The following is a 20,338-nucleotide window of genomic DNA, read 5'->3' on the forward strand; positions in this document are numbered from 1 at the left end:
TGACTTCCGACGAGCACGGCGCTTTGATGGACACGTTTTTATGCGTCGTGTCGGCGGTCAGTTGGCGATTTACACCACGAGAGCAACTATGATTTCTCAAGGGCGATTATGATTGGTCAAAGGCAATTATGATTGGTCACTGCAGGCGTTTTAACCCGTTGAGGGTGCCCATACTTGCTGCTTTTCTCAGCAGTGTGTGGCTAGTCGGCTGTGCCACATCAAACAATTTGCCAGCCACAGCCAACACCGACGCCAAGGACGCCTACACCCAACTGGGCGTCGCGTACCTGGAACGTGATAACCTGCCTAGGGCACGTGCTGCTTTAGGGCGTGCTTTGGAAATTGCCCCCAACCACGGAGAAGCATTGCAGGCTCTAGCGCTGGTTTATCAACAGCAGGGCGACGTTGAACTGGCTAATACGTATTTTCAACAGGCCATTGATGTCGCACCCATGTTTACTCGTGCCCGTAATAACTACGCGGCATTTTTGTATCAGCAGGGGCATATTGCCGCCGCCTGCGAACAGTTGGAACACGCATCCCAAGATGCCCAGTATGCCAATCGCGCCCAGCTTTTCACTAACCTGGGCCAATGTTATCTGGCGCTGGAAGAATTTGATAAAGCGCGCGGACGTTTAGCCCGCGCGCAACGTATCGACCCGCAAAGTCCGCGGGGTTATTTTTTATTAGCCGAATTGGAAGTTTCCCAGGGCAATTACCGTAATGCCTGGTCGCCGCTGCAAACCTACCTGCAGTTGGCCGGACCAGACCAAGCAGCGCTGGAAATGGCGATAGATATCGCCCGCGCCCAAGGCGACCACGCGACGGCAGCTGACTACCAGCGCAGGCTTGGCACTTATTAATTGACGCCCTGATCACCTAATTATTTAAGGATGCTCAGCCATGAGCGACACACAGTTACAAGATAGCGTCACTACTTCCCGCACAGCCGCCTCACCCGGCGAGATTTTGTTACGCCAGCGTGAACAGCTAGGCGTACCGCTGGGCGAAGCTGCCCGAGCGCTCAATTTGCGCCCAGCCGTTGTCGAAGGCCTTGAGCAGGACCGCTATGACGAAATTCCGGTTACCGCCTATCGCCGAGGCTACCTGCGCTCCTACGCTAAATACCTGGGCCTTAACGAGCACCTGGTTTTAGATGCTTATCAGGAGCGCTATGGCGTTGCGGATACCGAACGTAAAGTAGCCCCCGTATCGGTTAGCCGCCCGCCCTCAAAGCTTGGTGCCTGGCTTTTTAGGCTGGTCACGGTACTGGTGATTGCAGGTCTGATCGGCGTGACCGTCATGTGGTGGCAAAGCCGCGGTGGCAGCGAGCCGCCCAGCTTTGGTGATAACCCTCCCGTAGAGGAAGGCGGCGAACCTATGTCCGCAGCCGATGAAGGTGCCGAACCCACACCGCCCACGACGCCTGCTCTCTCTTCAGAGCAGGTCAGCCAGCCTGACAGCGCTGGCGATGCGGCTGATGCGACTGAAAGCAATGCTGCAGCGCAGGAAACTTCAAACGACGAACAAGCCCCCACAGTGAGCGATGTCGCGGCCTTGGATATTGCCGCCTCCACCGAAGCGGATGCCGCTGACGAAGAGGAAACGACACCTCCGGCGGGCAATGCCAACCGGATGGAGCTTACGTTTAACGAGCAGTCCTGGACCGAAATTTTCGATGCCAATAACCAACGCGTGTTTGTTGGCCTACAAACGCCCGGCACCACCGCAACCGTTGAAGGTGAGCCGCCGTTTCGCTTAACCGTAGGAAACGCCACTGGCGTCGTGCTGCGCTATCAAGGTGAGCAGGTCGATCTTGCACAGCGCGCCGGCGCCAATAATGTCGCCCGATTTACCCTGGGAGAGTGACCCGTCCTATGCACGCCCCTTCTCCGATAAAACGCCGCCAGTCCCGCCAGATTTACGTAGGTAATGTGGCGGTAGGCGGAAATGCGCCTATTTCTGTACAGAGCATGACCAACACCAACACGCTGGACGTGGCGGCTACTGTTGGGCAAATTCAGCAGCTGGAAAAGGCTGGTGCTGACATTGTGCGCGTTTCCGTACCAGACATGGATGCCGCCGAAGCCTTTGGCAAAATCAAGAAGCTGGTTGACGTACCGCTGGTCGCGGACATTCACTTCGACTACAAGATCGCTCTGCGCGTCGCCGAACTGGGCGTTGACTGTCTGCGCATCAACCCCGGCAATATTGGCCGTGAAGACCGTGTACGCGCCGTAGTGAGTGCGGCGCGCGATAACGGTATTCCTATCCGCATTGGCGTTAACGCCGGTTCGCTGGAAAAAGATCTTCAGAAGAAGTACGGCGAGCCCACGCCTGCCGCGCTGGTGGAATCCGCCATGCGTCATATCGACCACCTGGATCGGCTCGATTTTCAAGAGTTCAAGGTCAGCGTCAAAGCCTCGGATGTATTTATGGCCGTCGCGGCTTACCGTGATCTTGCCAACCGCATCGAGCAGCCGCTTCATTTGGGAATCACCGAAGCTGGCGGGCTACGCTCGGGCACCGTTAAATCATCTATTGGTCTCGGTATGCTGCTGATGGACGGTATCGGCGACACGATTCGTGTGTCACTTGCCGCCGACCCGGTGGAAGAGATCAAGGTCGGCTTTGATATGCTCAAAAGCCTGCGCCTGCGCGCCAAGGGGATCAACTTTATTGCCTGCCCCAGCTGCTCGCGGCAGAACTTTGACGTTATCAGCACCATGAACCAGCTTGAAGAGCGCCTGGAAGACGTAATGACACCGCTTGATGTCTCAGTCATCGGCTGTGTCGTTAACGGCCCGGGTGAAGCAAAAGAGACCGATATCGGCCTGACCGGCGGCAGCCCCGCGAACCTGGTGTATATCGACGGCAAACCGGCCAGCAAGCTGCGCAACGACCACTTAGTGGATGACTTGGAGCGGCTGATCCGCGAAAAAGTGCGCCAAAAACAGCAGCAAGAAGATGACATGATTGCCCGCAGCGTTTAACGCCGGGCCCATGCATCAGCCAGGATGCAGAATAAGGAGTTTTCATTGAGCAAGTCCGCCGCTAAAAAGATTCAAGCCATCCGTGGTATGAACGACCTGTTGCCCAGCGATAGCCCTCGCTGGCAATTTTTTGAGTCTAAAGTGCGTCATTTGATGCACCGCTATGGCTTCGATGAAATTCGCACGCCCATTGTTGAACAAACCGCCCTGTTCGCTCGCTCTATCGGCGAAGTAACCGATATCGTCGAAAAAGAGATGTACACCTTTGACGATCGCAATGGCGATAGCCTGACGCTGCGTCCAGAAGGTACGGCCAGCTGCGTACGTGCGGCGATGGAGCACGGCCTGTTACACAACCAGACCCAACGGCTCTGGTACCAGGGTCCGATGTTCCGTCATGAACGTCCTCAAAAAGGCCGCTACCGTCAGTTTCACCAGGTGGGTGTTGAAACGTACGGCTTTGAAGGGCCGGATATCGATGCCGAAGTGATTCTGCTCTCGGCGCGCCTATGGAAAGAGCTGGGCCTGTTTGAGCATGTCACGCTTGAGCTTAACTCACTGGGTTCTGCCGAGGCGCGTGTGGCCTACCGTGAGAAGCTGGTGGCCTATTTTGAGCAGCACCGTGAGATTCTCGACGAGGATTCTCAGCGTCGCCTGATCAGCAACCCGCTGCGCATTCTGGATTCCAAAAATCCGGCCATGGCCGACATGCTCAACGGCGCGCCGCAGCTGATGGATCACCTTGATGATGCATCGCGTGAGCACTTCGAGCAGCTCAAAACCATGCTCGATGCGGCCGGCATTCCCTTTGTGATCAACCCTCGCCTGGTGCGTGGTCTCGACTACTACTGCCGCACGGTGTTCGAATGGACCACGAGCGCGCTGGGTAGCCAGGGTACGGTATGTGCCGGCGGGCGTTACGATGGCATGGTCGAACAGCTGGGCGGCAAGCCGACCCCGGCGGTGGGTTTCGCAATGGGTATCGAGCGGCTGATTCTGCTGCTTGAGACGCTAAATCTGGTTCCCGATGAAGCGCTGGGTGGCTGTGATGTCTATCTTGTGCCCATGGACGATAGCGCAACGATTGCCGCGCTAACGCTTGCCGAGCAGCTTCGCAGCGACCTCCCCGATTTACGCCTGCAGCTTCATTGCGGCGGCGGCAGCTTCAAAAGTCGCATGAAAAAAGCCGATAAAAGCGCGGCGCCCGTGGCCATTTTGCTCGGCGAGACAGAACTTGCCGAACAGGCGGTCACGCTCAAGTTCTTGCGTGATGATCGCGAGCAGCAGCGCGTGAGTCAGGCAACGCTTTCTTCTGCGCTAGACGAGCTGCTGGTCCGCTAAGCTAAACAGGCACGCGCTGCGTGCTGATAAATAACTAATCGTCGCTATGCTGCGGCGGTTTTAGGTAATAGGAGACCGCCCGTGGCGGATCGAAGCGAAGAAGAACAGCTGGAAGTCGTTAAGCGTTGGTGGAAAGAGAATGGTACTTCGCTGATTGCAGGTGCCGCTCTTGCCGCTGCGGGCGTGTTTGGCTGGCATACCTGGCAAGACTATCAGGAAGGTCAGTCGGAAGCCGCCTCGGTTCGCTACCAGCAGCTGGTCAATATTGCCATGGCAAGCGAACTCGACGAACAGCAAACCGCCAGCGCGCGTGAGCTGATCAGCGAACTCACCGACGATTACGGCAAAACGCTTTATGCCGAACTTGCCCTCCTGATGGATGCCCGTTTAGCCGTTCAGCAGGACAACCTGGACGAGGCCAAAGCGTCGCTTGAGCAGGTAGCCAACGACTCTTCGCGTCGCTATGTGCAAAGTCTGGCCTGGCTGCGCTTGGCGCGTATCGAAGTCGCCAATGGCAACCCTGAAGCAGCACTGAGCCTGCTTGATGAGCCTATCAGCGAAGCGCTGGCTGCTCAGCAAGCCGATGTGCGCGGCGATGCCTACGCAGCCCTTGGCCAAGCCGAACAAGCCCGTAGCGCCTGGCAAAATGCGTTAGAGCTTGCTGAAAATCAGAACCAGACGCTTTACGGCGTGCAATTCAAGCTTGACGATCTTGGCGCCGAGGAGGCGACTCAATGATGAATCTGCGTCTATCCAAACAGCTCATGCGCGTAACGTTCGGAGCAGTTGCCCTTGCCTTGTTGGCCGGTTGCGCCAGCAAGGGTGAGCCCGCCTATACGCCAAAAGAGCTGCAAAGCTTTAATGAATCCGCCACGCTTGAAACCCAGTGGCGCCACAATGTGGGCGACGGCCTGGGCCGGGCACGCAACCCCATTGCACCAGCACGTGAAGGCGACACGGTGTTTGCCGCTGACGCTCAAGGCCTGGTGATGGCGTTTAACGCCGCAAGCGGTGAGCGTGAGTGGCGGGTAGAGCTTAACGCACCGGTTTCCAGCGCACTGAATGCGATTGCCGGTCACGTGTATCTGGGTACGAGCAACGGTGAAGTCATTGCGCTTGACCAGCGTGACGGCAGCGTAAGCTGGCGCTCCAGCGTTTCCAGCGAAGTACTCGCGGCTCCTCAGGCCAACCAGCAGCTGCTGATCGTGCAGAGTGTGGATGGCCAGGTAACGGCGCTTGACCGCCTCAGCGGTGAAGAGCGTTGGGTTTACACCAGCTCCCAGCCAGCCCTTACCCTGCGCGGTACGGGTACGCCCATGGTGATCGAGCCGGTTACGTTTGTCGGCATGGCCAACGGTCGCTTAGCAACGCTTGATAACCGTAACGGTCAACCGCTTTGGGATATGCAGATCGCAACCCCCAGTGGACGTAGCGAAGTAGAGCGCCTGGTCGATCTTTCTGGTCAGCCGCTGATCACCCCTGACGGCCGCCTGTTTGTGACCAGTTATAACGGCCGGGTCGTGGGGCTGGAAGCCACTCGCGGCAATGTACTCTGGGAAAGCAACATCTCTAGCCGCCACACGCCGATCCTGGTGGGCGATTACCTGATCGTGGTTACCGACGACAGCCAAGTGGTTGCCCTTGATGCCAGTAATGGTCAGGAAGTCTGGCGTAATGATAAGTTTGAAGATCGCTGGTTAACCGCCCCGGCCTTTGCCAGTGGCAACATCGTGGTGGGCGATTTTGAAGGTTATCTCCACCTGATCGACGTGCGTGAAGGTAGCGTCGTGGGACGCACCCGGGTTCATAGCTCTGGCATTAGCGTCGTCCCGGTTACCGAAGGCAGCACCATTCATGTCCAGGCCAACAATGGTCGCCTGGAAACCCTGGAAGTTACTCCATGACACCCGTCATTGCTTTGGTCGGCCGCCCCAATGTGGGCAAATCGACTCTGTTTAACCGACTAACGCGCTCGCGTGATGCGTTAGTCGCTGATTTTCCCGGCCTGACCCGCGACCGTAAGTACGGTAACGGCATGCTGGGGGGCAAGACCTACACCGTGATTGATACCGGCGGTATCAGCGGTGATGAAGAAGGCATCGATGCAGCCATGGCCGAACAGTCATTGGCGGCGATTGATGAAGCCGATATTGTCCTGTTCCTGGTCGATGCCCGCGCTGGATTGAACGTGGCCGATGAAGCCATTGCCAACCACCTGCGCGTCAACCAGAAGAAAACCTGGCTGGTGGTCAACAAGATCGACGGCCTGGAAGAGCATTCGGCCATGGCTGACTTCTGGAAGCTGGGGCTGGGCGACCCTTGGCCGATTGCAGCGGCACACGGGCGCAACGTTTCCACGCTGATCGATGTTGTGCTTGAACCGTTTCCCGAGCGGGATGCCAGCATTCCTGCCGACACCGGCAGCAAAGGCATTCGCATTGGCGTCATTGGCCGCCCGAACGTGGGTAAATCCACGCTGGTCAATCGGATGCTCGGCGAAGAACGGGTCGTGGTGTTTGATGAAGCGGGCACCACGCGCGATGCTATCGAAATCCCCTTCGAGCGGCGCGGCAAGCCTTACGTTTTGATCGACACCGCGGGTATTCGGCGGCGTAAGAACGTCAGCGAGATTGCTGAAAAGTTTTCCATTATCAAAACCCTGGATGCGATCAAAGAGTCTCACGTCGCGGTGATGGTACTGGATGCCCGCAGCGGCCTGGTGGAACAGGATTTACACCTACTGGACTACGTATTGACGACCGGGCGCGCGCTGGTGCTTGCCATCAATAAATGGGACGGTGTGGAAAGCGAAGCGAAAGAAAAAATGCGCTCGGATATCAAGCGCCGCCTGGGCTTTGCCGACTACGCCGAAATGCACTTTATTTCGGCCCTGCACGGCACGGCGGTGGGTGATTTGTACCCATCGATTGAGCGGGCGTTTAACGCCGCTAACGCGCACTGGTCCACCAACCGCTTGACCACCTTGCTGCAAGACGCAGTCAGCCAGCATCCACCGCCGATGGTCAATGGGCGGCGTATCAAGCTGCGTATGGCCCACCAGGGCGGCAGCAATCCGCCGATCATCGTGGTGCACGGTAACCAGACCGCGTCGGTGCCCGAAGCGTATCGCCGCTACCTGATCAATACGTTCCGTAAGGTTCTTAAAGTACGCGGCACGCCGATGCGCTTTGAGTTCCGTTCGGGCGATAACCCGTTTGATCATATGGCGGGAGCCAGCGATAAAGAGAAGGCCAAGAAACGCGAGCTTAACCGCACCAAAGAGGCGCGCCAGAAGCGCCGCTAGACGCCTATAGCACTAATCATCAAACGCCTGCTGAATAACTCAGCAGGCGTTTTTTATTACACTCTCTATCCGTTGACTCAACCTATCCGTAGACTCAACGTGGGAGCCGAATTCATTCGGCGATGGCGGCGACAGCCGCCCTTACTCGACGAATGGCAATATCGCGCCACCGCCACGAACCCCAGCAGCGCTTCGCGCTGCATCGCTGGCTAAAGCCTGCTCCCACCAAAGCTTCTTCCAAGGGTTAAAGCAGGGGCCAAATCCCTACTTCTTCCAAAAATCTATTGACAAAAAGCGCCGCCCTACCTCAAATAGCCTCGCTTTGGGCACTTCCGCTCACCTTTCGCCCTTCTTAGGAGGGAACTTATGCGTTATGCGGTTCGTCACTGGCGCTGGCTTGTGACACTTAGTTTGGCCAGCTTACTCACCGGCTGTCTGGCGCTTCCTCAAACGAGCCTGTTTGCGTTTCGTTTGGCAGTCACATCGCTTGGCGTTGAAGACGTGCGCATTGGCCCCTACAGCATCAATGCGGGCCTGGACACCAGCGACCTAACCAGTCTCTTAGCCTCAAGCCTGGGCGCTGGTAGCCTGCCGGTACAGGCAACGCTTGCGTTGGGGCTGGGCCTGCCTGCAGGCATGCCGGCGGTGGCCATGTCAGGTTTTGATTGGACGCTGAACATGCCGGGCGTAGAGCCTGTGCAAGGCGAGTACAACCAGGATGAGTCATTGACCCCGGGCGACGGCGCTAACCTGCGTCTGCCGGTGGCTTTTGATGTTTTAGGCACAGACACCCAGAAGATGGCGCCGATGCTGAACTTAGCCCGGCAGCTCGCCGCTCAGGGTGAGCTCCCGGCGGGCAGTCAACTGGCCATCACGCCAGGCGACCTGCGCGGGCTGGGCATGACGCTGCCTGCCGGGCTGTTAACGCCGACTATCCGCCTGAATGTGGGCGAAGATGGTCAGCTAACGCCTCAGCGTTAACGTTTTTCCGCCAGACGTTTGCGGCCTACCCAGTGGGCCGCAAACTGCCGCATAGCCACCCATGGATATTTCAATGGTTCTTCCGGTGGCAATCATTGACCGACATGATCAAGTAGCTTGGTTAAAGGTTGGCTCAATTCCGCGTCCATACCTATCCTCACAGACCGACCCTCACAGAGCTATCCTCCCATACCTATCCTCAAGTAAAGTCAGTTATGATGGCGGTATTGCTTGACCGCTCTCAATGGTTATCTTGTGAGTAGAGAACCTATTCGTCCAGAAGGAAACTATCTTATGCGTTGGCTTCGTCCATTGGCTGTTACCGCGCTATGCGCTTCGCTCGCGGCTTGTTCTACCTCACCCACCGGGCGCTCGCAATTATTGCTGCTTTCCGACGACCAGCTTAACGAGATGGGCCAGCAGGCATTTGCTCAGTACCAGAAGGATATTCCCACCGCTGACCAGGCCAGCCTGCGCTATGTGCAATGCATCACCGATGCGATTGTTGACGTGCTACCTGGCGATCAGCGCAGCCTGGATTGGCAGGTGCGTGTGTTCAAGGCCGAGCAGCCTAACGCCTTCGCTCTCCCTGGCGGCTACATGGGCGTAAACACCGGCATGTTGAATGTTGCTACCACTCAAGACCAGCTGGCAGCCGTCGTCGGCCATGAGATTGGCCACGTACTCGCCCGCCACGCCAATGAGCGCGCCTCGACCCAAAGCGCTACTTCGCTGGGGCTGTCGGTGATTTCCAGCGCCTCGGGTATGCAGAGCCCCGGTGGACAACAGTTGATGGGCGTACTGGGTATGGGCGCGCAGTACGGCATTGCGCTACCCTTCTCACGCCGCCACGAAAGCGAAGCGGACGTTATTGGCCTGGATCTGATGGCCCAAGCAGGTTTTGATCCACGTCAAAGTGTAACGCTTTGGGAAAATATGCAGGCAGCCTCAGGCGGCAGCGCTCCCCCAGCGTGGATGTCAACCCACCCCAATCAAGGCCAGCGTATTGAAGGCCTGCAGGCCAATATGGATAGAGCGCTTGCGACCTATGAACAGGCACGCAGCAATGGGCAGACGCCTAGCTGCAAGCGCCCTTGAGCAGTTAGGGCGTACGGATGTATTCGCCAAGATGAGACACCGCCCTCATCTTGGCGTAATGATTTAGACGTTAGGCGGCGTTCAGCATCTGGCGTATCATCTGGCGTACCTGGGTCGTATCAGGGCGTACATTGCGCCATAAAAAGAACGCTTCTGCCGCCTGTTCAACCAGCATTCCCAGGCCATCCAATCGCTTAGCACCATGAGTACCCGCCCATTTCAAGAACACCGTTTGTACTGCGCCATACATCATGTCGTAGGCCCAGGCACCTTCTGTAAATAAGTTACCCGGCAGCGGTGGCAACTCACCGTTTAAGCTTGCGCTACTGCCATTGATCACGACATCAAACGGGCCTTTAATCTCCTTGAACCCTCCACTGTGCAGCTCGCCAAGGTCAGCAAAATCATCTGCCAGCTGCTGGGCTTTTTCAGCGGTACGGTTAACCAGGACGACCTCGCCGGGCTGCTCGGCAAGCAGTGGCTCCAGAGCGCCCCGCACGGCGCCACCCGCACCAATCACCAGCACACGTTTATCGGTGAGGGGCACCCGGTGATAGTTCAGATCACGTATCAAGCCCACGCCATCCGTGTTATCACCATACGTCAGCCCATTGCCACCTACCGTTAGTGTATTAACCGCTTTGGCTCGCTGGGCACGTTTACTTAAAGTGTCGCATAGCGCAAAGGCGTCGCCTTTAAAAGGCACGGTTACGTTGGCACCACGCCCGCCTTTCTCAACAAACGATCGCCAAGTTTCGGCAAAGCCATCCAGAGGCGCCCGTTCCTTCGTATATTCAATGTCCTGCTTGGTTTGCTGGGCAAACTCGGTGTGAATCAGTGGCGATTTTGAGTGCTCTATGGGATTACCAAACACGCAGTAACGGTCACTCATTGGCTCGCTCCTATGCATTCTTTCATATTCCAAAGATCCCCTTACGTAGTTATGTGTGCATTGTCAGTAAGCGTTCGTTGGATTGCTTATTTATTACCTGCTAATCCCCAGCCAGTCACGAGGCACCAGATAACTATTAAGCTTGGCTTCGGCGCTGTCGGCGTCGGGTGTGTAAGCATATTCCCAGCGCGCAAGTGGCGGCATGGACATTAAAATCGACTCGGTACGCCCGCCGCTTTGCAGGCCAAATAGCGTGCCCCGGTCCCACACCAGATTAAACTCTACATAGCGGCCACGCCGATAAAGCTGGAATTCACGCTCACGCTCGCCCCAGGCATCGGTTTTACGTCGCTCCACAATAGGCAGATAAGCATCCAAAAAGCTATCGCCTACGGCGCGCTGAAAGGCAAAGCACTCATCAAAGCTGCCCGCATTGAGATCATCAAAAAACAGCCCCCCCACGCCACGAGTTTCGTCGCGATGCTTTAGGTAGAAGTAGTCGTCACACCAGGCCTTATAGCGGGCGTATACGTCATCGCCAAAGGGGTCGCAGGCGGCTTTGGCAACCCGATGCCAATGCACAACATCATCGAGCACCGGGTAGTAGGGGGTTAAATCAAACCCACCGCCAAACCACCACACCGGTGGCTCACCCTCTTTCTCGGCGATAAAGAAGCGCACGTTGCCATGGCTAGTGGGGATATGCGGATTTTCAGGATGCAGCACCCAGGAAACCCCGACCGCATGAAAACTGCGTCCGGCAAGCTCCGGGCGGGCAGCGGTGGCAGAAGGCGGTAGCTTAGCACCGTAGACATGGGAAAAATTGACGCCGCCTTTTTCGAACACGCCGCCCTGCTCAATGACCCGAGAACGACCGCCGCCGCCCTCTTCACGCTGCCAGCTGTCCTCGCGGAATGTACCACGGCCATCGGCGGCGGCCAGGCCCTCGCAGAGCCGCTCCTGCAGGTCCAGCAGGTACGTTTTAACATTATTCAGGTGCTCTTGGGCCACGGTGTCTCCAAGATGGTGTCAAAAGGGTTAATAGTAATGGTAAGGGGTGAAGGGCGAATCGGCAAAAATAGACGAGTTCTAAAGCGTTACGATCGTGATTGGAAACGCGTGAGCGCTCGGCGATAGGCACCGCTTCGCACCGCACGGCTGATCATAGGCATGGCGCTTTTGATCCCGGCCCGTACCAGGCGGCGCTGAATCCGTGGCATGTTCAGTTCAAGCTGATTTGCGGCCCATTCGGGAAGTAGATCGATTCCTGCACGCATGAAAAGCGCACCGGCCGGGCCAAAGATCACATGGCGCGGCGGGGCATCTAGCAATACCTGCACGACTTCCCGGGTGCGCTCGTCACAAATGAGTTCACGCCGTTTAGCGTCCAGGTATGCATCAATCGCAGCGCGACTATCGGGTACGTTGCTTGCGCCCAACGCCTCGGCAATACAGGCGGTCTCGAAAAAGTAACGATCCTGGCTTTCGCGCTCAAGCTGAGGATTACGATAACGCAGATGCGCAGCCATGAAGCGGCTCATCTCAGCGACATGCACCCAGGTAAGAAGATCCGGATCGTCGGCAGAATAAGGACGGCCATCGGCGGCGTGGCCGCGTACCTTGGCATGCACCCGGCGCACCCGGGCAATCGCCTCTTCGGCCTGCTCGAAAGTACCGAAGCTGGTGGTGGCGATAAAGTCGCTGGTGCGTCTTAGCCGCCCGACCATATCATGACGAAAGCTTGAGTGATCCCATACGCCAGCCAGCGCCAGCGGATGCAGCATCTGCAAGAGCAGCGCGCTGATGCCGCCGCACATCATGGGCGTAAAGTCGCCATGAATATTGCGCACCAGGCCATCCAGAGGAAAGGGGCCGGGATTTTGCGCAGCGCGTGCCTCACCCAGGCGCGCCGCCATGGCGTCATACAGAAAAGTGGCCACGGCTAGGCGCGCATCACCTGACCCGTGGCAAGGTCGCGGATAGTGCTGGGCCGCGAGTTACCGCCAAGCTCACCAGCAACCATTGCGGCGATCTCCTGACCAAAAATGCTGACAATTTCGTCACTGCTCATGGCCGGCGGCTCTCCGGCGCGATTGGCCGAGGTAGACACCAGCGGCCCGCCAAACGCTTCGCATAATGCTTTCATCAACGGGTGATCGGTCACCCGCAAGGCTACGCGCTGGTGAGCACCGCGCACCAAGGGATGGCTGCGGCCATTATCCGGCACTAACCAGGTATTGGGGCCGGGCCAGCTGGCAGCCAGCGGTGCGTGTAGTGCGAGCGGCAGTTGGCTTAGCCAGGGTTGGAACTGCTTGATGCTGGCAGCGACCAAAATAACGCCCTTGGCGGGGTCACGTGCCTTCATGCGCATCAGGTGCGTCAGTGCTTCGCCGTTATCCGGGTCGCAGCTAAGCCCCCACACCGCTTCGGTGGGGCAGGCAATCACGCCACCTGCATGTAACGCATTAACGGCAGTTTCGAGGTTGGTGGCCGGTTTCATGGCAACTCCTGCTCTACTAGAGGCGACGGGCGATAATGAGAATACGCATATTTTATCATGGCCTGGGCAAACGCACCCAGCCACCCGCCTGCTGGGCCACCCATCCATCAAGTTCCAGCATCAGTAGCCGCTGCTGACAACCGCTGACGGTTTCGCCGGTATTGTGTACCAGCACATCAAGGGGCACGGGTGTTGCGGATAAAGCGTTAAGCAGCGTATCCGGCAGCGGCTCGCTTTCGCGCGGGGGTAGTGAAGATGGTAGTGAAGATGAAGATGCAGCCGCTAGCTGATCACGCCCTGCTTGTTGATGGCCTGTCTGATCATAGTCTGCCTGGCCATGACTTGCTTGGGGTAGAAAGTGGCCTGCCCACTGCTGCAATTCCTCAACAATATCGTCAACGTGGCGCACCAGCGTTGCCCCGTTACGTAAGAGATGCAGGCAGCCTTGTGCCTGTACGTTATGCAGCGAACCCGGCACCGCAAATAGCTCTTTGCCCTGCTCCAGTGCCAGGCGCGCACTAACCAACGAGCCGCTTTTCTCCGTGGCCTCCACTACTAACGTGCCCAGGGAAAGCCCGGTCACAATCCGGTTGCGGCGCGGGAAGAACGCTGGGCGCGCCGTTGTGCCCGGCGGGTGTTCCGATAACAGCAGCCCTCCGGGGGCGTTACTTAGCTGCTCGTGAAGGTCGCGGTGTCTGGCAGGATAAATAACGTCCACGCCACAGCCCAGTACTGCGATACTGCTACCTCCGGCATTGAGCGCCGCGCGCTGGGCAATGCCGTCGATCCCCAATGCCATACCACTAACGATGCACCACCCCCGACAAGCCAGCTCCCGTGCAAACCCCTGCGCATTGGCGCTGCCTTCGGAAGTAGGTTTGCGCGTCCCCACCATGGCAAGCGTCGGCCCGTTAAGCGCCGCAAGATCCCCCTGCGCCCATAAGATGGCGGGTGGGTCCGGCAACTCGTTTAACAGCTCAGGCCAGGCAGGATGATGACGATGCAAAATATGCCGATGATGTCCACCCTGCTGCCATGCCAAGGCATCGTCTACACACTGCTGAAGCGGGCTGCGCTCTGGATGTTCAAGCCATAGCCTTAACGCGCTGGCGGCATTACTGGGCAGCGCGGCAAGCCAGCCTTCCGGCCAGCGTGGCTTGCGGGCCACCAGTTGGCTAATCCGCAAGGCGCCCATTCCCGGCAAGGCGTTAACGACTAACCACTCGCTGGCATCCATTGGCTCTCCTTAAAGTGCATGTCCGATTTAAAAGTATCCTATTGATTCGGGAACACTACCTGATCCCCGACTTCCAGCACGTTGGATGTCTGCATCACCAGCGCGAAGCTCACCTGCTGATAAGGCTTAATGACCATTAATTTGCCCGAGGGCGTCGGCGGCAGCTGGGTCACTGGCGGGTCATCAAACGTTTCGCCTGGCTGGTTAACCTGAAGGACATGCCCGGCTTGCAAGCCATCCTGAGTACCCAGATCGATGCTCACGATCTGCAGGCGGCCTATAAAACGCAGCCCGTCTGGCACATCAAGAATACGTCCACTCACGTTGCGGGGAGGCAGTTGCGGCTGTAGCGCAGAGGGCGGCGGGTGCTGTTCCCGAACAAGGATAAGATCATTACGCCGCACCTCCTGATGGGCGCGGAGTATTTCCAGTGCCAGCATATCGCCAGCGGTGCGCAAGTGGCGCGCCTCGCCAATGTTAGTGAGCGCTTGGCCCAGCGGCGTGCCGTCGTCAGCGGTATAGGTTTGCGTCGGGCGGTAAATACCTAGCGTGGCACTCTTCTGCGCAATATCCTGTGCATTCTTTTGTACATTCTCCTGTACGTTGCCTCGCGCAAAAATCGTATCGCCCGGCGCATGGAGCAGGCGCTGATTCTCGCCGCCAATGACGTAAGCTGGCGCTTGCACAGCTTCGCCCGGCTCCACTACGCGGTATTCACGCCAGAAGGCATCCAGGCTTTCAGGCGATAGCGGGTTTAATTCGTTAAGCCGCGCATCATTCTGATCACTACCTGCCGCGGACATGCTTACCCACAGCGATAGGCTGATTAGCGCGGCGCTTTTCAGGCCCAATGCTAAGTAGAGTGACCGTTTACGCAGTACGCGTGGGGCGCGCTGCATGGCCGTGACATCGCTAAAGGCTAGTATCGTCATCCCACGCTCCTTGAGGATGTTGCGATCGACTTTCACCGCGCTGCTGGCCCTGCGCCCATGCCCAGGAGTGCTGTCAGCGTGATATAATAGTTATTAGAACAGTGTGAGGCCGCAACGACCCGGCCTGATTATCAAAGATTCAGCATAACGGTGATTGTAAACTCATGGCCAAACTTCCTATTCTCGAATTCCCCGATGAGCGCCTGCGCACCAAGGCGGTACCGGTGGAAACCGTTGACGATGAGATCCGCCAACTTGTCGACGATATGTTAGAGACCATGTACGACGCTCGCGGCATTGGTCTTGCGGCCACCCAGATCGATGTCCATCGGCGCGTCGTCGTCATGGATGTCAGCGAAGACAATTCGCAGCCGCTTGTCTTGATCAACCCCCGCTACACGCCTATCGGCGAAGAGCAGGAACCGCTTTCAGAAGGCTGCCTATCGATTCCTGAGCACTACGCCGAAGTGCCGCGTTACCTGAAGGTCCAACTCAACGCCCTTGACCGCAACGGCGATGCTTACGAAATTGAGGCTGACGGCCTGCTGGCACACTGTATTCAGCACGAGTACGACCACCTGGAAGGCGTACTGTTTGTTGATTACCTGTCGCCGCTTAAACGTGATCGCATTATGAAAAAAATGCAGAAACGCCATAAGCTGATGCAGGACAACGGCTAGCTCTGTTTTATTACAGCTACGTTTTGCATAGCCTCGTTTTATCATAGTTTACTTCGGTTTTCGCAAGAAAGTTTTGCTGAAACGTTTGCGACAAGCGTGATGACAACGCTTAAGGCCGAGAAGCCCGGTGATCACAACAGTTGTTGTATGCCTTCGCTTCTCGGCCTTTATTGTTGGTCTGGGCTTTCTCTTTTTCCCTGTTATTAGGTAGCTATTGTCATGTCACAGTTGCGCGTTGTTTTTGCTGGCACGCCTGATTTCGCAGCCTCAAGCCTTGCGGCTCTACTGGATGGCAACCATGAAGTGGTGGCGGTGTATACCCAGCCTGACCGCCCAGCGGGGCGCGGACGCAAACTCACGCCCAGCCCTGTGAAAAAGCTTGCCCTTGAACACGATCTGCCGGTTTACCAGCCCCAGACGTTTAAAGATACCGACGCCCAGGCCGAATTGGCGGCACTTAACGCGGATATCATGGTGGTCGTTGCTTACGGATTATTGCTCCCCCAAGTAGTGCTCGATACGCCGCGCCTGGGCTGCATTAACGTGCATGCATCGCTACTGCCCCGCTGGCGCGGCGCGGCACCCATTCAGCGCGCAATTGAGGCGGGCGACTCCGCCTCGGGCGTAACCATCATGCAAATGGATGCGGGGCTGGATACTGGGGCGATGCTGCACGAAGTACGCACGCCGATTACTGAGCGCACCACCGGCGGTGACCTTCACGACCGCCTGGCTATTCAAGGCGCCGGTGCGTTAATGAGCGTGTTGGACGATATCGCCCAAGGCAAGGCGAGCGCCACACCTCAGCCTGCCGAAGGCGTCACCTACGCCACCAAACTCAGCAAGGCCGAAGCCGAGCTGGACTTTACCCGGCCCGCTGAGGAGCTTGCGCGTAAAATTCGCGCCTTCAACCCCTGGCCGGTTGCCTGGTGCCAATTGGGCGATGACCGCCTGCGCCTGCTGATGGCAAGCATTGAGAGCGGCGAGCACGCCCCGCAGCTTCCCGGCATGCTTTTGGAGCATGGCGAAGATCACCTGCGCATCGCCTGCGGCGCTGAAGGCCGCGAGGTCCTCTGCATCAGCAGCGCCCAACTGCCGGGCGGCAAAGCCATGGCGGTGCGCGACTTACTCAATGCCCGCCACGCACGCCTTACCACCGGCACCCGCCTTGGTCAGCAATCCCAGCAAGGAGACTCTTTATGAGCCAACAACGTTCTGCGCAACGCGGGCGCCCGTCAGCCAACAGCGGCCAAGACGTTCGCGCCGCCGCCGCTCGCGCCCTGGCGCCGGTCATCAGCCAGCAAGGCTCACTTTCAAGCCTGGATGAACACAGCGTGGTTGCCCGCGACCGAGGGCTTCTAAAAGAGCTCTGCTTTGGCACCTGCCGCCGTCTTCCACGCCTGGAGGCTCTTGCCGTCACGTTGCTGAAACAGCCTTTTAAAAAGCGTGACAGCGATATCCATGCCCTGCTGCTGGTGGGTATTTATCAGCTGCTGTATATGCGCATTCCCGCCCACGCGGCGGTAGGTGAAACGGCGGGCGCCGCGCGTTTGCTGGGTAAAGAGTGGGCAACCCGCGTGTTAAATGGCTGCCTGCGCCGCCTGCAGCGAGAATCCGATGCGCTTCAGGAAGCGGTCGACCGCGATGAAAGCGTCGCGCTGTCCCACCCCCGCTGGTTGCTGGATACGCTGCGCAACGCCTGGCCCGAGCAGTGGCGTGCCATCGTCGAAGCCAATAATGAGCCCGGCCCCATGACTCTGCGGGTTAACCAGCGCTATAACGACCGTGAAGCGTACCTGGAAAAGCTCGTTGAGGCCGGCTTAAACGGCGAGCTATGCACCCACTCGCCGGATGGCATTACGCTGCATACCCCGTGCGATGTTACGACCCTGCCGGGGTTTGCCGAAGGCCACGTCAGCGTGCAGGATGAGGCGGCTCAGCTTAGCGCCGCACTGCTGGGCCCAGCGCTTGCTCCCCGAGCAGGCGCCCATGTGCTGGATGCGTGTAGCGCGCCCGGCGGTAAAACCGCTCACTTGCTTGAGCAGTTCGATATTGCCCTGACCGCTCTGGATAGCGACAACCACCGTCTATCGCGCGTTGAAGACACCCTCAACCGGCTAGGCTTATCCGCTGAATTGCAGCATGCCGATGCCGCCGAGCGTGACTGGTGGAACGGCACGCCGTTTGAAGCTATTCTTCTGGATGCCCCTTGCTCCAGTACCGGGGTTATCCGGCGCCATCCAGATATCAAGGCGCTGCGCCGTAAAGAGGACATCCGCCAGTTAGCCAAGCTGCAACAGCAGCTACTGGATAACTTGTGGCCTCTGCTACGCGAAGGCGGCACGCTGCTCTACGCCACCTGTTCAGTACTGCCTGAAGAGAACGCCAAGCAGATCGATGCGTTTTTAGCCCGGACACCGGATGCCAAGGTGACCACGCCCAATGACGTTGCCTGGGGAGTGCCGAGCGGCCAAGGTCGTCAGCTGTTTCCCGAACAGGGACGTCACGATGGCTTTTTTTATGCCAGACTAGAGAAGCATACTGCTTAAACGTAAGTAGTGAATTCATGACTAAGGATGGAGATAACATGACGCAACATACCTACAAGCACGTAGAAATCACCGGCTCTTCCGAAAAAGGTATTGAGGACGCCGTGCAGAACGCACTTGCTAAAGCCTCAGAATCCATTCAGCACATGCGCTGGTTGGAAGTGACCGATACCCGTGGTCATATCGAAGATGGTCGCGTTGCTCACTGGCAGGTCACTGTCAAAGTTGGCTTCACGCTGGAATAAATCCTACCTGCTTTTCGACGGCGGCTGGTTTACACTGGCCGCCGTCTTTGTTGCAGCGCATTACGTTAGAGCTATTTATAAGAACTGTATATAAGAACTGTGTATAAGAACTTTATATCAGCACTTTATATCAGCACTTTATATTAGGACTTCACGTTAGACATTGCGCTGGCGCTTTTAATGGAACCGATGCTCAGTAATGAAAATCATCATTCTCGGCGCTGGCCAGGTCGGCGGTACCCTGGCGGAGCACCTCGCCCGCGAGGAAAACGACATCACCGTGGTCGATACCGACACCAATAAACTGCGCGAGCTGCACACCAAGCTCGATATTCGCACTGTGATCGGCGCGGCTTCCTACCCCAACGTTCTGCGCCAAGCCGGCTGTGAAGATGCCGATATGTTGATTGCGGTCACCAACTCCGATGAAGTCAACATGATCGCCTGCCAGGTTGCGCATACCCTGTTTCGTACGCCCACCAAAATTGCCCGGGTGCGCGCCACGCCGTATCTCACCCGCAAGGGGCTATTCGCCCACGAAGCGATCCCGATTGATGTGTTGATCAGCCCCGAGCAGGTGGTCACGGATCACGTACGCCGTTTGATCGAACATCCGGGTGCCCTACAGGTGCTGGATTTTGCCGGGGGGCTGGTACAGCTGGTAGCAGTAAAAGCGGTGTTTGGTGGCCCGCTGGTGGGCCAGGATCTCGCGTTTTTGCGCCATCATATGCCCAACGTGGATACCCGCGTGGCGGCGATTTATCGGCGCAACCGGCCGATTATCCCGCGCGGCGATACGGTCATTGAAGCCGACGACGAGGTGTTCTTCCTCGCCGCCCGGCGCGATATTCGCGCGGTGATGAGTGAGCTCAGGCGTATCGAACGCGGCTTTCGCCGAGTGGTAATTGCCGGGGGCGGGAATATCGGCGAGCGCCTGGCCGAACACCTGGAGCATAGCCACCAGGTCAAGATCATCGAGCATAGCCTTGAGCGCTGCACCACGCTGTCCGAGCGGCTGAACCGCACGGTGGTGCTACACGGCAGCGCCACCAGCAAGCGGCTGCTTGAAGAAGAGAACATTGAAGACTGCGATATCTTCTGCGCGCTGACCAACGACGACGAGGTCAATATCATGTCGTCGCTGCTCGCCAAACGCCTGGGGGCCAAAAAGGTTCTGACGCTGATCAACAACGCCGCCTATGTGGATCTGGTGCAGGGCGGCGATATCGATATCGCGATTTCTCCCCAGCAGGCGACTATCGGCAGCCTCTTAACCCACGTGCGCCGCGGCGATATCGTCAACGTGCACTCGCTGCGCCGTGGGGCGGCGGAAGCCATTGAGGCTATCGCCCACGGCGACAAGCAGTCTTCCAAGGTGGTGGGCCGTACCATCCGCGAGATCAATCTGCCGGACGGCACCACCATCGGCGCGATTGTGCGCGGCAAGGAAGTCATTATCGCCCACGGCGATGTTTTGGTGGAAAGCGGTGACCACGTGATTCTGTTTGTGATCGACAAGCGCCGCATCCGTGATGTGGAACGCCTATTCCAAGTCGGTTTGACGTTCTTTTAGGAGCATGCAACAA

General features: G+C 57.7%; 20 protein-coding genes. 14 read left to right on the top strand and 6 right to left on the bottom strand.

The features are described from left to right. Positions 1-128 precede the first annotated feature (128 nt). The 9 genes from pilW to ACT3XD_RS08735 all read left to right on the top strand — a co-directional run bounded on the left by pilW (position 129) and on the right by ACT3XD_RS08735 (position 9,717). Positions 129-863 carry a type IV pilus biogenesis/stability protein PilW gene (gene pilW, locus ACT3XD_RS08695; protein ID WP_192538603.1) on the top strand — a complete coding sequence of 245 codons (735 nt, stop codon included), beginning with the start codon at positions 129-131 and terminating at the stop codon, positions 861-863. Between the two features lie 40 nt (positions 864-903). After that, on the top strand, positions 904-1,869 hold the full coding sequence (locus ACT3XD_RS08700) for a RodZ domain-containing protein (protein WP_192538602.1): 966 nt from the start codon (positions 904-906) through the stop codon (positions 1,867-1,869). Between the two features lie 8 nt (positions 1,870-1,877). Next, positions 1,878-2,993: a flavodoxin-dependent (E)-4-hydroxy-3-methylbut-2-enyl-diphosphate synthase gene (gene ispG / locus ACT3XD_RS08705; RefSeq protein ID WP_192538601.1), complete on the top strand. Its 1,116-nt coding sequence runs from the start codon at positions 1,878-1,880 to the stop codon at positions 2,991-2,993. Positions 2,994-3,038: 45 nt separating this feature from the next. After that, the gene (gene hisS / locus ACT3XD_RS08710; RefSeq protein ID WP_192538600.1) at positions 3,039-4,334 is read left to right on the top strand and encodes a histidine--tRNA ligase; all 1,296 of its coding nucleotides are present in this window, start codon (positions 3,039-3,041) and stop codon (positions 4,332-4,334) included. Between the two features lie 81 nt (positions 4,335-4,415). After that, positions 4,416-5,072 (top strand): YfgM family protein, encoded by a 657-nt coding sequence (locus ACT3XD_RS08715; protein ID WP_192538599.1) that lies wholly within the window; start codon positions 4,416-4,418, stop codon positions 5,070-5,072. Further along, entirely contained in the window at positions 5,069-6,238 is a 1,170-nt protein-coding gene (gene bamB / locus ACT3XD_RS08720; RefSeq protein WP_192538598.1) for an outer membrane protein assembly factor BamB, read from the top strand. Before ACT3XD_RS08715 ends, bamB begins: the two co-directional genes overlap by 4 nt. Then, positions 6,235-7,638: a ribosome biogenesis GTPase Der gene (gene der / locus ACT3XD_RS08725; RefSeq protein WP_018918138.1), complete on the top strand. Its 1,404-nt coding sequence runs from the start codon at positions 6,235-6,237 to the stop codon at positions 7,636-7,638. The genes bamB and der overlap by 4 nt, the downstream gene beginning before the upstream one ends. Before the next feature lie 366 nt (positions 7,639-8,004). Further along, complete coding sequence (locus ACT3XD_RS08730) at positions 8,005-8,619, top strand: hypothetical protein (RefSeq protein WP_192538597.1); 615 nt, start codon at positions 8,005-8,007, stop codon at positions 8,617-8,619. A gap of 294 nt (positions 8,620-8,913) precedes the next feature. Next, positions 8,914-9,717, top strand: coding sequence for a M48 family metallopeptidase (locus ACT3XD_RS08735; protein ID WP_192538596.1), 804 nt, complete (start codon positions 8,914-8,916; stop codon positions 9,715-9,717). 70 nt (positions 9,718-9,787) lie between these two features. Here the strand turns inward: ACT3XD_RS08735 and aroE are convergent, their stop codons facing one another. The 6 genes from aroE to ACT3XD_RS08765 all read right to left on the bottom strand — a co-directional run bounded on the left by aroE (position 9,788) and on the right by ACT3XD_RS08765 (position 15,278). Further along, positions 9,788-10,609: a shikimate dehydrogenase gene (gene aroE, locus ACT3XD_RS08740; protein WP_192538595.1), complete on the bottom strand. Its 822-nt coding sequence runs from the start codon at positions 10,607-10,609 to the stop codon at positions 9,788-9,790. 93 nt (positions 10,610-10,702) lie between these two features. Continuing rightward, the gene (hemF, locus tag ACT3XD_RS08745; RefSeq protein ID WP_192538594.1) at positions 10,703-11,620 is read right to left on the bottom strand and encodes an oxygen-dependent coproporphyrinogen oxidase; all 918 of its coding nucleotides are present in this window, start codon (positions 11,618-11,620) and stop codon (positions 10,703-10,705) included. Between the two features lie 86 nt (positions 11,621-11,706). Then, complete coding sequence (locus ACT3XD_RS08750; protein WP_192538593.1) at positions 11,707-12,549, bottom strand: oxygenase MpaB family protein; 843 nt, start codon at positions 12,547-12,549, stop codon at positions 11,707-11,709. Positions 12,550-12,551: 2 nt separating this feature from the next. After that, on the bottom strand, positions 12,552-13,109 hold the full coding sequence (locus tag ACT3XD_RS08755; RefSeq protein ID WP_192538592.1) for an L-threonylcarbamoyladenylate synthase: 558 nt from the start codon (positions 13,107-13,109) through the stop codon (positions 12,552-12,554). A 55-nt stretch (positions 13,110-13,164) separates the two neighbouring features. Beyond that, entirely contained in the window at positions 13,165-14,346 is a 1,182-nt protein-coding gene (dprA, locus tag ACT3XD_RS08760) for a DNA-processing protein DprA (RefSeq protein WP_192538591.1), read from the bottom strand. Between the two features lie 38 nt (positions 14,347-14,384). After that, complete coding sequence (locus tag ACT3XD_RS08765; protein WP_192538590.1) at positions 14,385-15,278, bottom strand: peptidoglycan-binding protein; 894 nt, start codon at positions 15,276-15,278, stop codon at positions 14,385-14,387. A gap of 164 nt (positions 15,279-15,442) precedes the next feature. Between ACT3XD_RS08765 and def the strand changes: the two genes are divergently transcribed. The 5 genes from def (at position 15,443) to trkA (ending at position 20,325) form a co-directional block, all read left to right on the top strand. Then, entirely contained in the window at positions 15,443-15,958 is a 516-nt protein-coding gene (gene def / locus ACT3XD_RS08770) for a peptide deformylase (RefSeq protein WP_018918148.1), read from the top strand. A 219-nt stretch (positions 15,959-16,177) separates the two neighbouring features. Further along, positions 16,178-17,161, top strand: coding sequence for a methionyl-tRNA formyltransferase (gene fmt / locus ACT3XD_RS08775; RefSeq protein WP_192538589.1), 984 nt, complete (start codon positions 16,178-16,180; stop codon positions 17,159-17,161). Continuing rightward, a complete protein-coding gene (gene rsmB, locus ACT3XD_RS08780; protein ID WP_192538588.1) occupies positions 17,158-18,507 on the top strand; it encodes a 16S rRNA (cytosine(967)-C(5))-methyltransferase RsmB in 1,350 nt (449 codons plus the stop codon). The genes fmt and rsmB overlap by 4 nt, the downstream gene beginning before the upstream one ends. A gap of 38 nt (positions 18,508-18,545) precedes the next feature. Further along, positions 18,546-18,752: a dodecin gene (locus ACT3XD_RS08785; protein WP_192538587.1), complete on the top strand. Its 207-nt coding sequence runs from the start codon at positions 18,546-18,548 to the stop codon at positions 18,750-18,752. Positions 18,753-18,951: 199 nt separating this feature from the next. Further along, positions 18,952-20,325 carry a Trk system potassium transporter TrkA gene (gene trkA, locus ACT3XD_RS08790; RefSeq protein WP_444280553.1) on the top strand — a complete coding sequence of 458 codons (1,374 nt, stop codon included), beginning with the start codon at positions 18,952-18,954 and terminating at the stop codon, positions 20,323-20,325. Positions 20,326-20,338: the final 13 nt, after the last annotated feature.

The sequence above is a fragment of the Halomonas sp. AOP7-B1-5 genome (genome assembly GCF_052353045.1).
Classification (GTDB): Bacteria; Pseudomonadota; Gammaproteobacteria; order Pseudomonadales; family Halomonadaceae; genus Vreelandella; species Vreelandella colorata.

What these genes read in the sequence shown, in the direction of transcription:
- pilW (WP_192538603.1), top strand. Translation starts at nt 129, where the DNA reads ATGATTGGTCACTGCAGGCGTTTTAACCCGTTGAGGGTGCCCATACTT.
- ACT3XD_RS08700 (WP_192538602.1), top strand. Translation starts at nt 904, where the DNA reads ATGAGCGACACACAGTTACAAGATAGCGTCACTACTTCCCGCACAGCC.
- ispG (WP_192538601.1), top strand. Translation starts at nt 1,878, where the DNA reads ATGCACGCCCCTTCTCCGATAAAACGCCGCCAGTCCCGCCAGATTTAC.
- bamB (WP_192538598.1), top strand. Translation starts at nt 5,069, where the DNA reads ATGATGAATCTGCGTCTATCCAAACAGCTCATGCGCGTAACGTTCGGA.
- der (WP_018918138.1), top strand. Translation starts at nt 6,235, where the DNA reads ATGACACCCGTCATTGCTTTGGTCGGCCGCCCCAATGTGGGCAAATCG.
- ACT3XD_RS08730 (WP_192538597.1), top strand. Translation starts at nt 8,005, where the DNA reads ATGCGTTATGCGGTTCGTCACTGGCGCTGGCTTGTGACACTTAGTTTG.
- ACT3XD_RS08735 (WP_192538596.1), top strand. Translation starts at nt 8,914, where the DNA reads ATGCGTTGGCTTCGTCCATTGGCTGTTACCGCGCTATGCGCTTCGCTC.
- aroE (WP_192538595.1), bottom strand. Translation starts at nt 10,609, where the DNA reads ATGAGTGACCGTTACTGCGTGTTTGGTAATCCCATAGAGCACTCAAAA.
- ACT3XD_RS08755 (WP_192538592.1), bottom strand. Translation starts at nt 13,109, where the DNA reads ATGAAACCGGCCACCAACCTCGAAACTGCCGTTAATGCGTTACATGCA.
- dprA (WP_192538591.1), bottom strand. Translation starts at nt 14,346, where the DNA reads ATGGATGCCAGCGAGTGGTTAGTCGTTAACGCCTTGCCGGGAATGGGC.
- ACT3XD_RS08765 (WP_192538590.1), bottom strand. Translation starts at nt 15,278, where the DNA reads ATGACGATACTAGCCTTTAGCGATGTCACGGCCATGCAGCGCGCCCCA.
- def (WP_018918148.1), top strand. Translation starts at nt 15,443, where the DNA reads ATGGCCAAACTTCCTATTCTCGAATTCCCCGATGAGCGCCTGCGCACC.
- fmt (WP_192538589.1), top strand. Translation starts at nt 16,178, where the DNA reads ATGTCACAGTTGCGCGTTGTTTTTGCTGGCACGCCTGATTTCGCAGCC.
- rsmB (WP_192538588.1), top strand. Translation starts at nt 17,158, where the DNA reads ATGAGCCAACAACGTTCTGCGCAACGCGGGCGCCCGTCAGCCAACAGC.
- ACT3XD_RS08785 (WP_192538587.1), top strand. Translation starts at nt 18,546, where the DNA reads ATGACGCAACATACCTACAAGCACGTAGAAATCACCGGCTCTTCCGAA.
- trkA (WP_444280553.1), top strand. Translation starts at nt 18,952, where the DNA reads ATGAAAATCATCATTCTCGGCGCTGGCCAGGTCGGCGGTACCCTGGCG.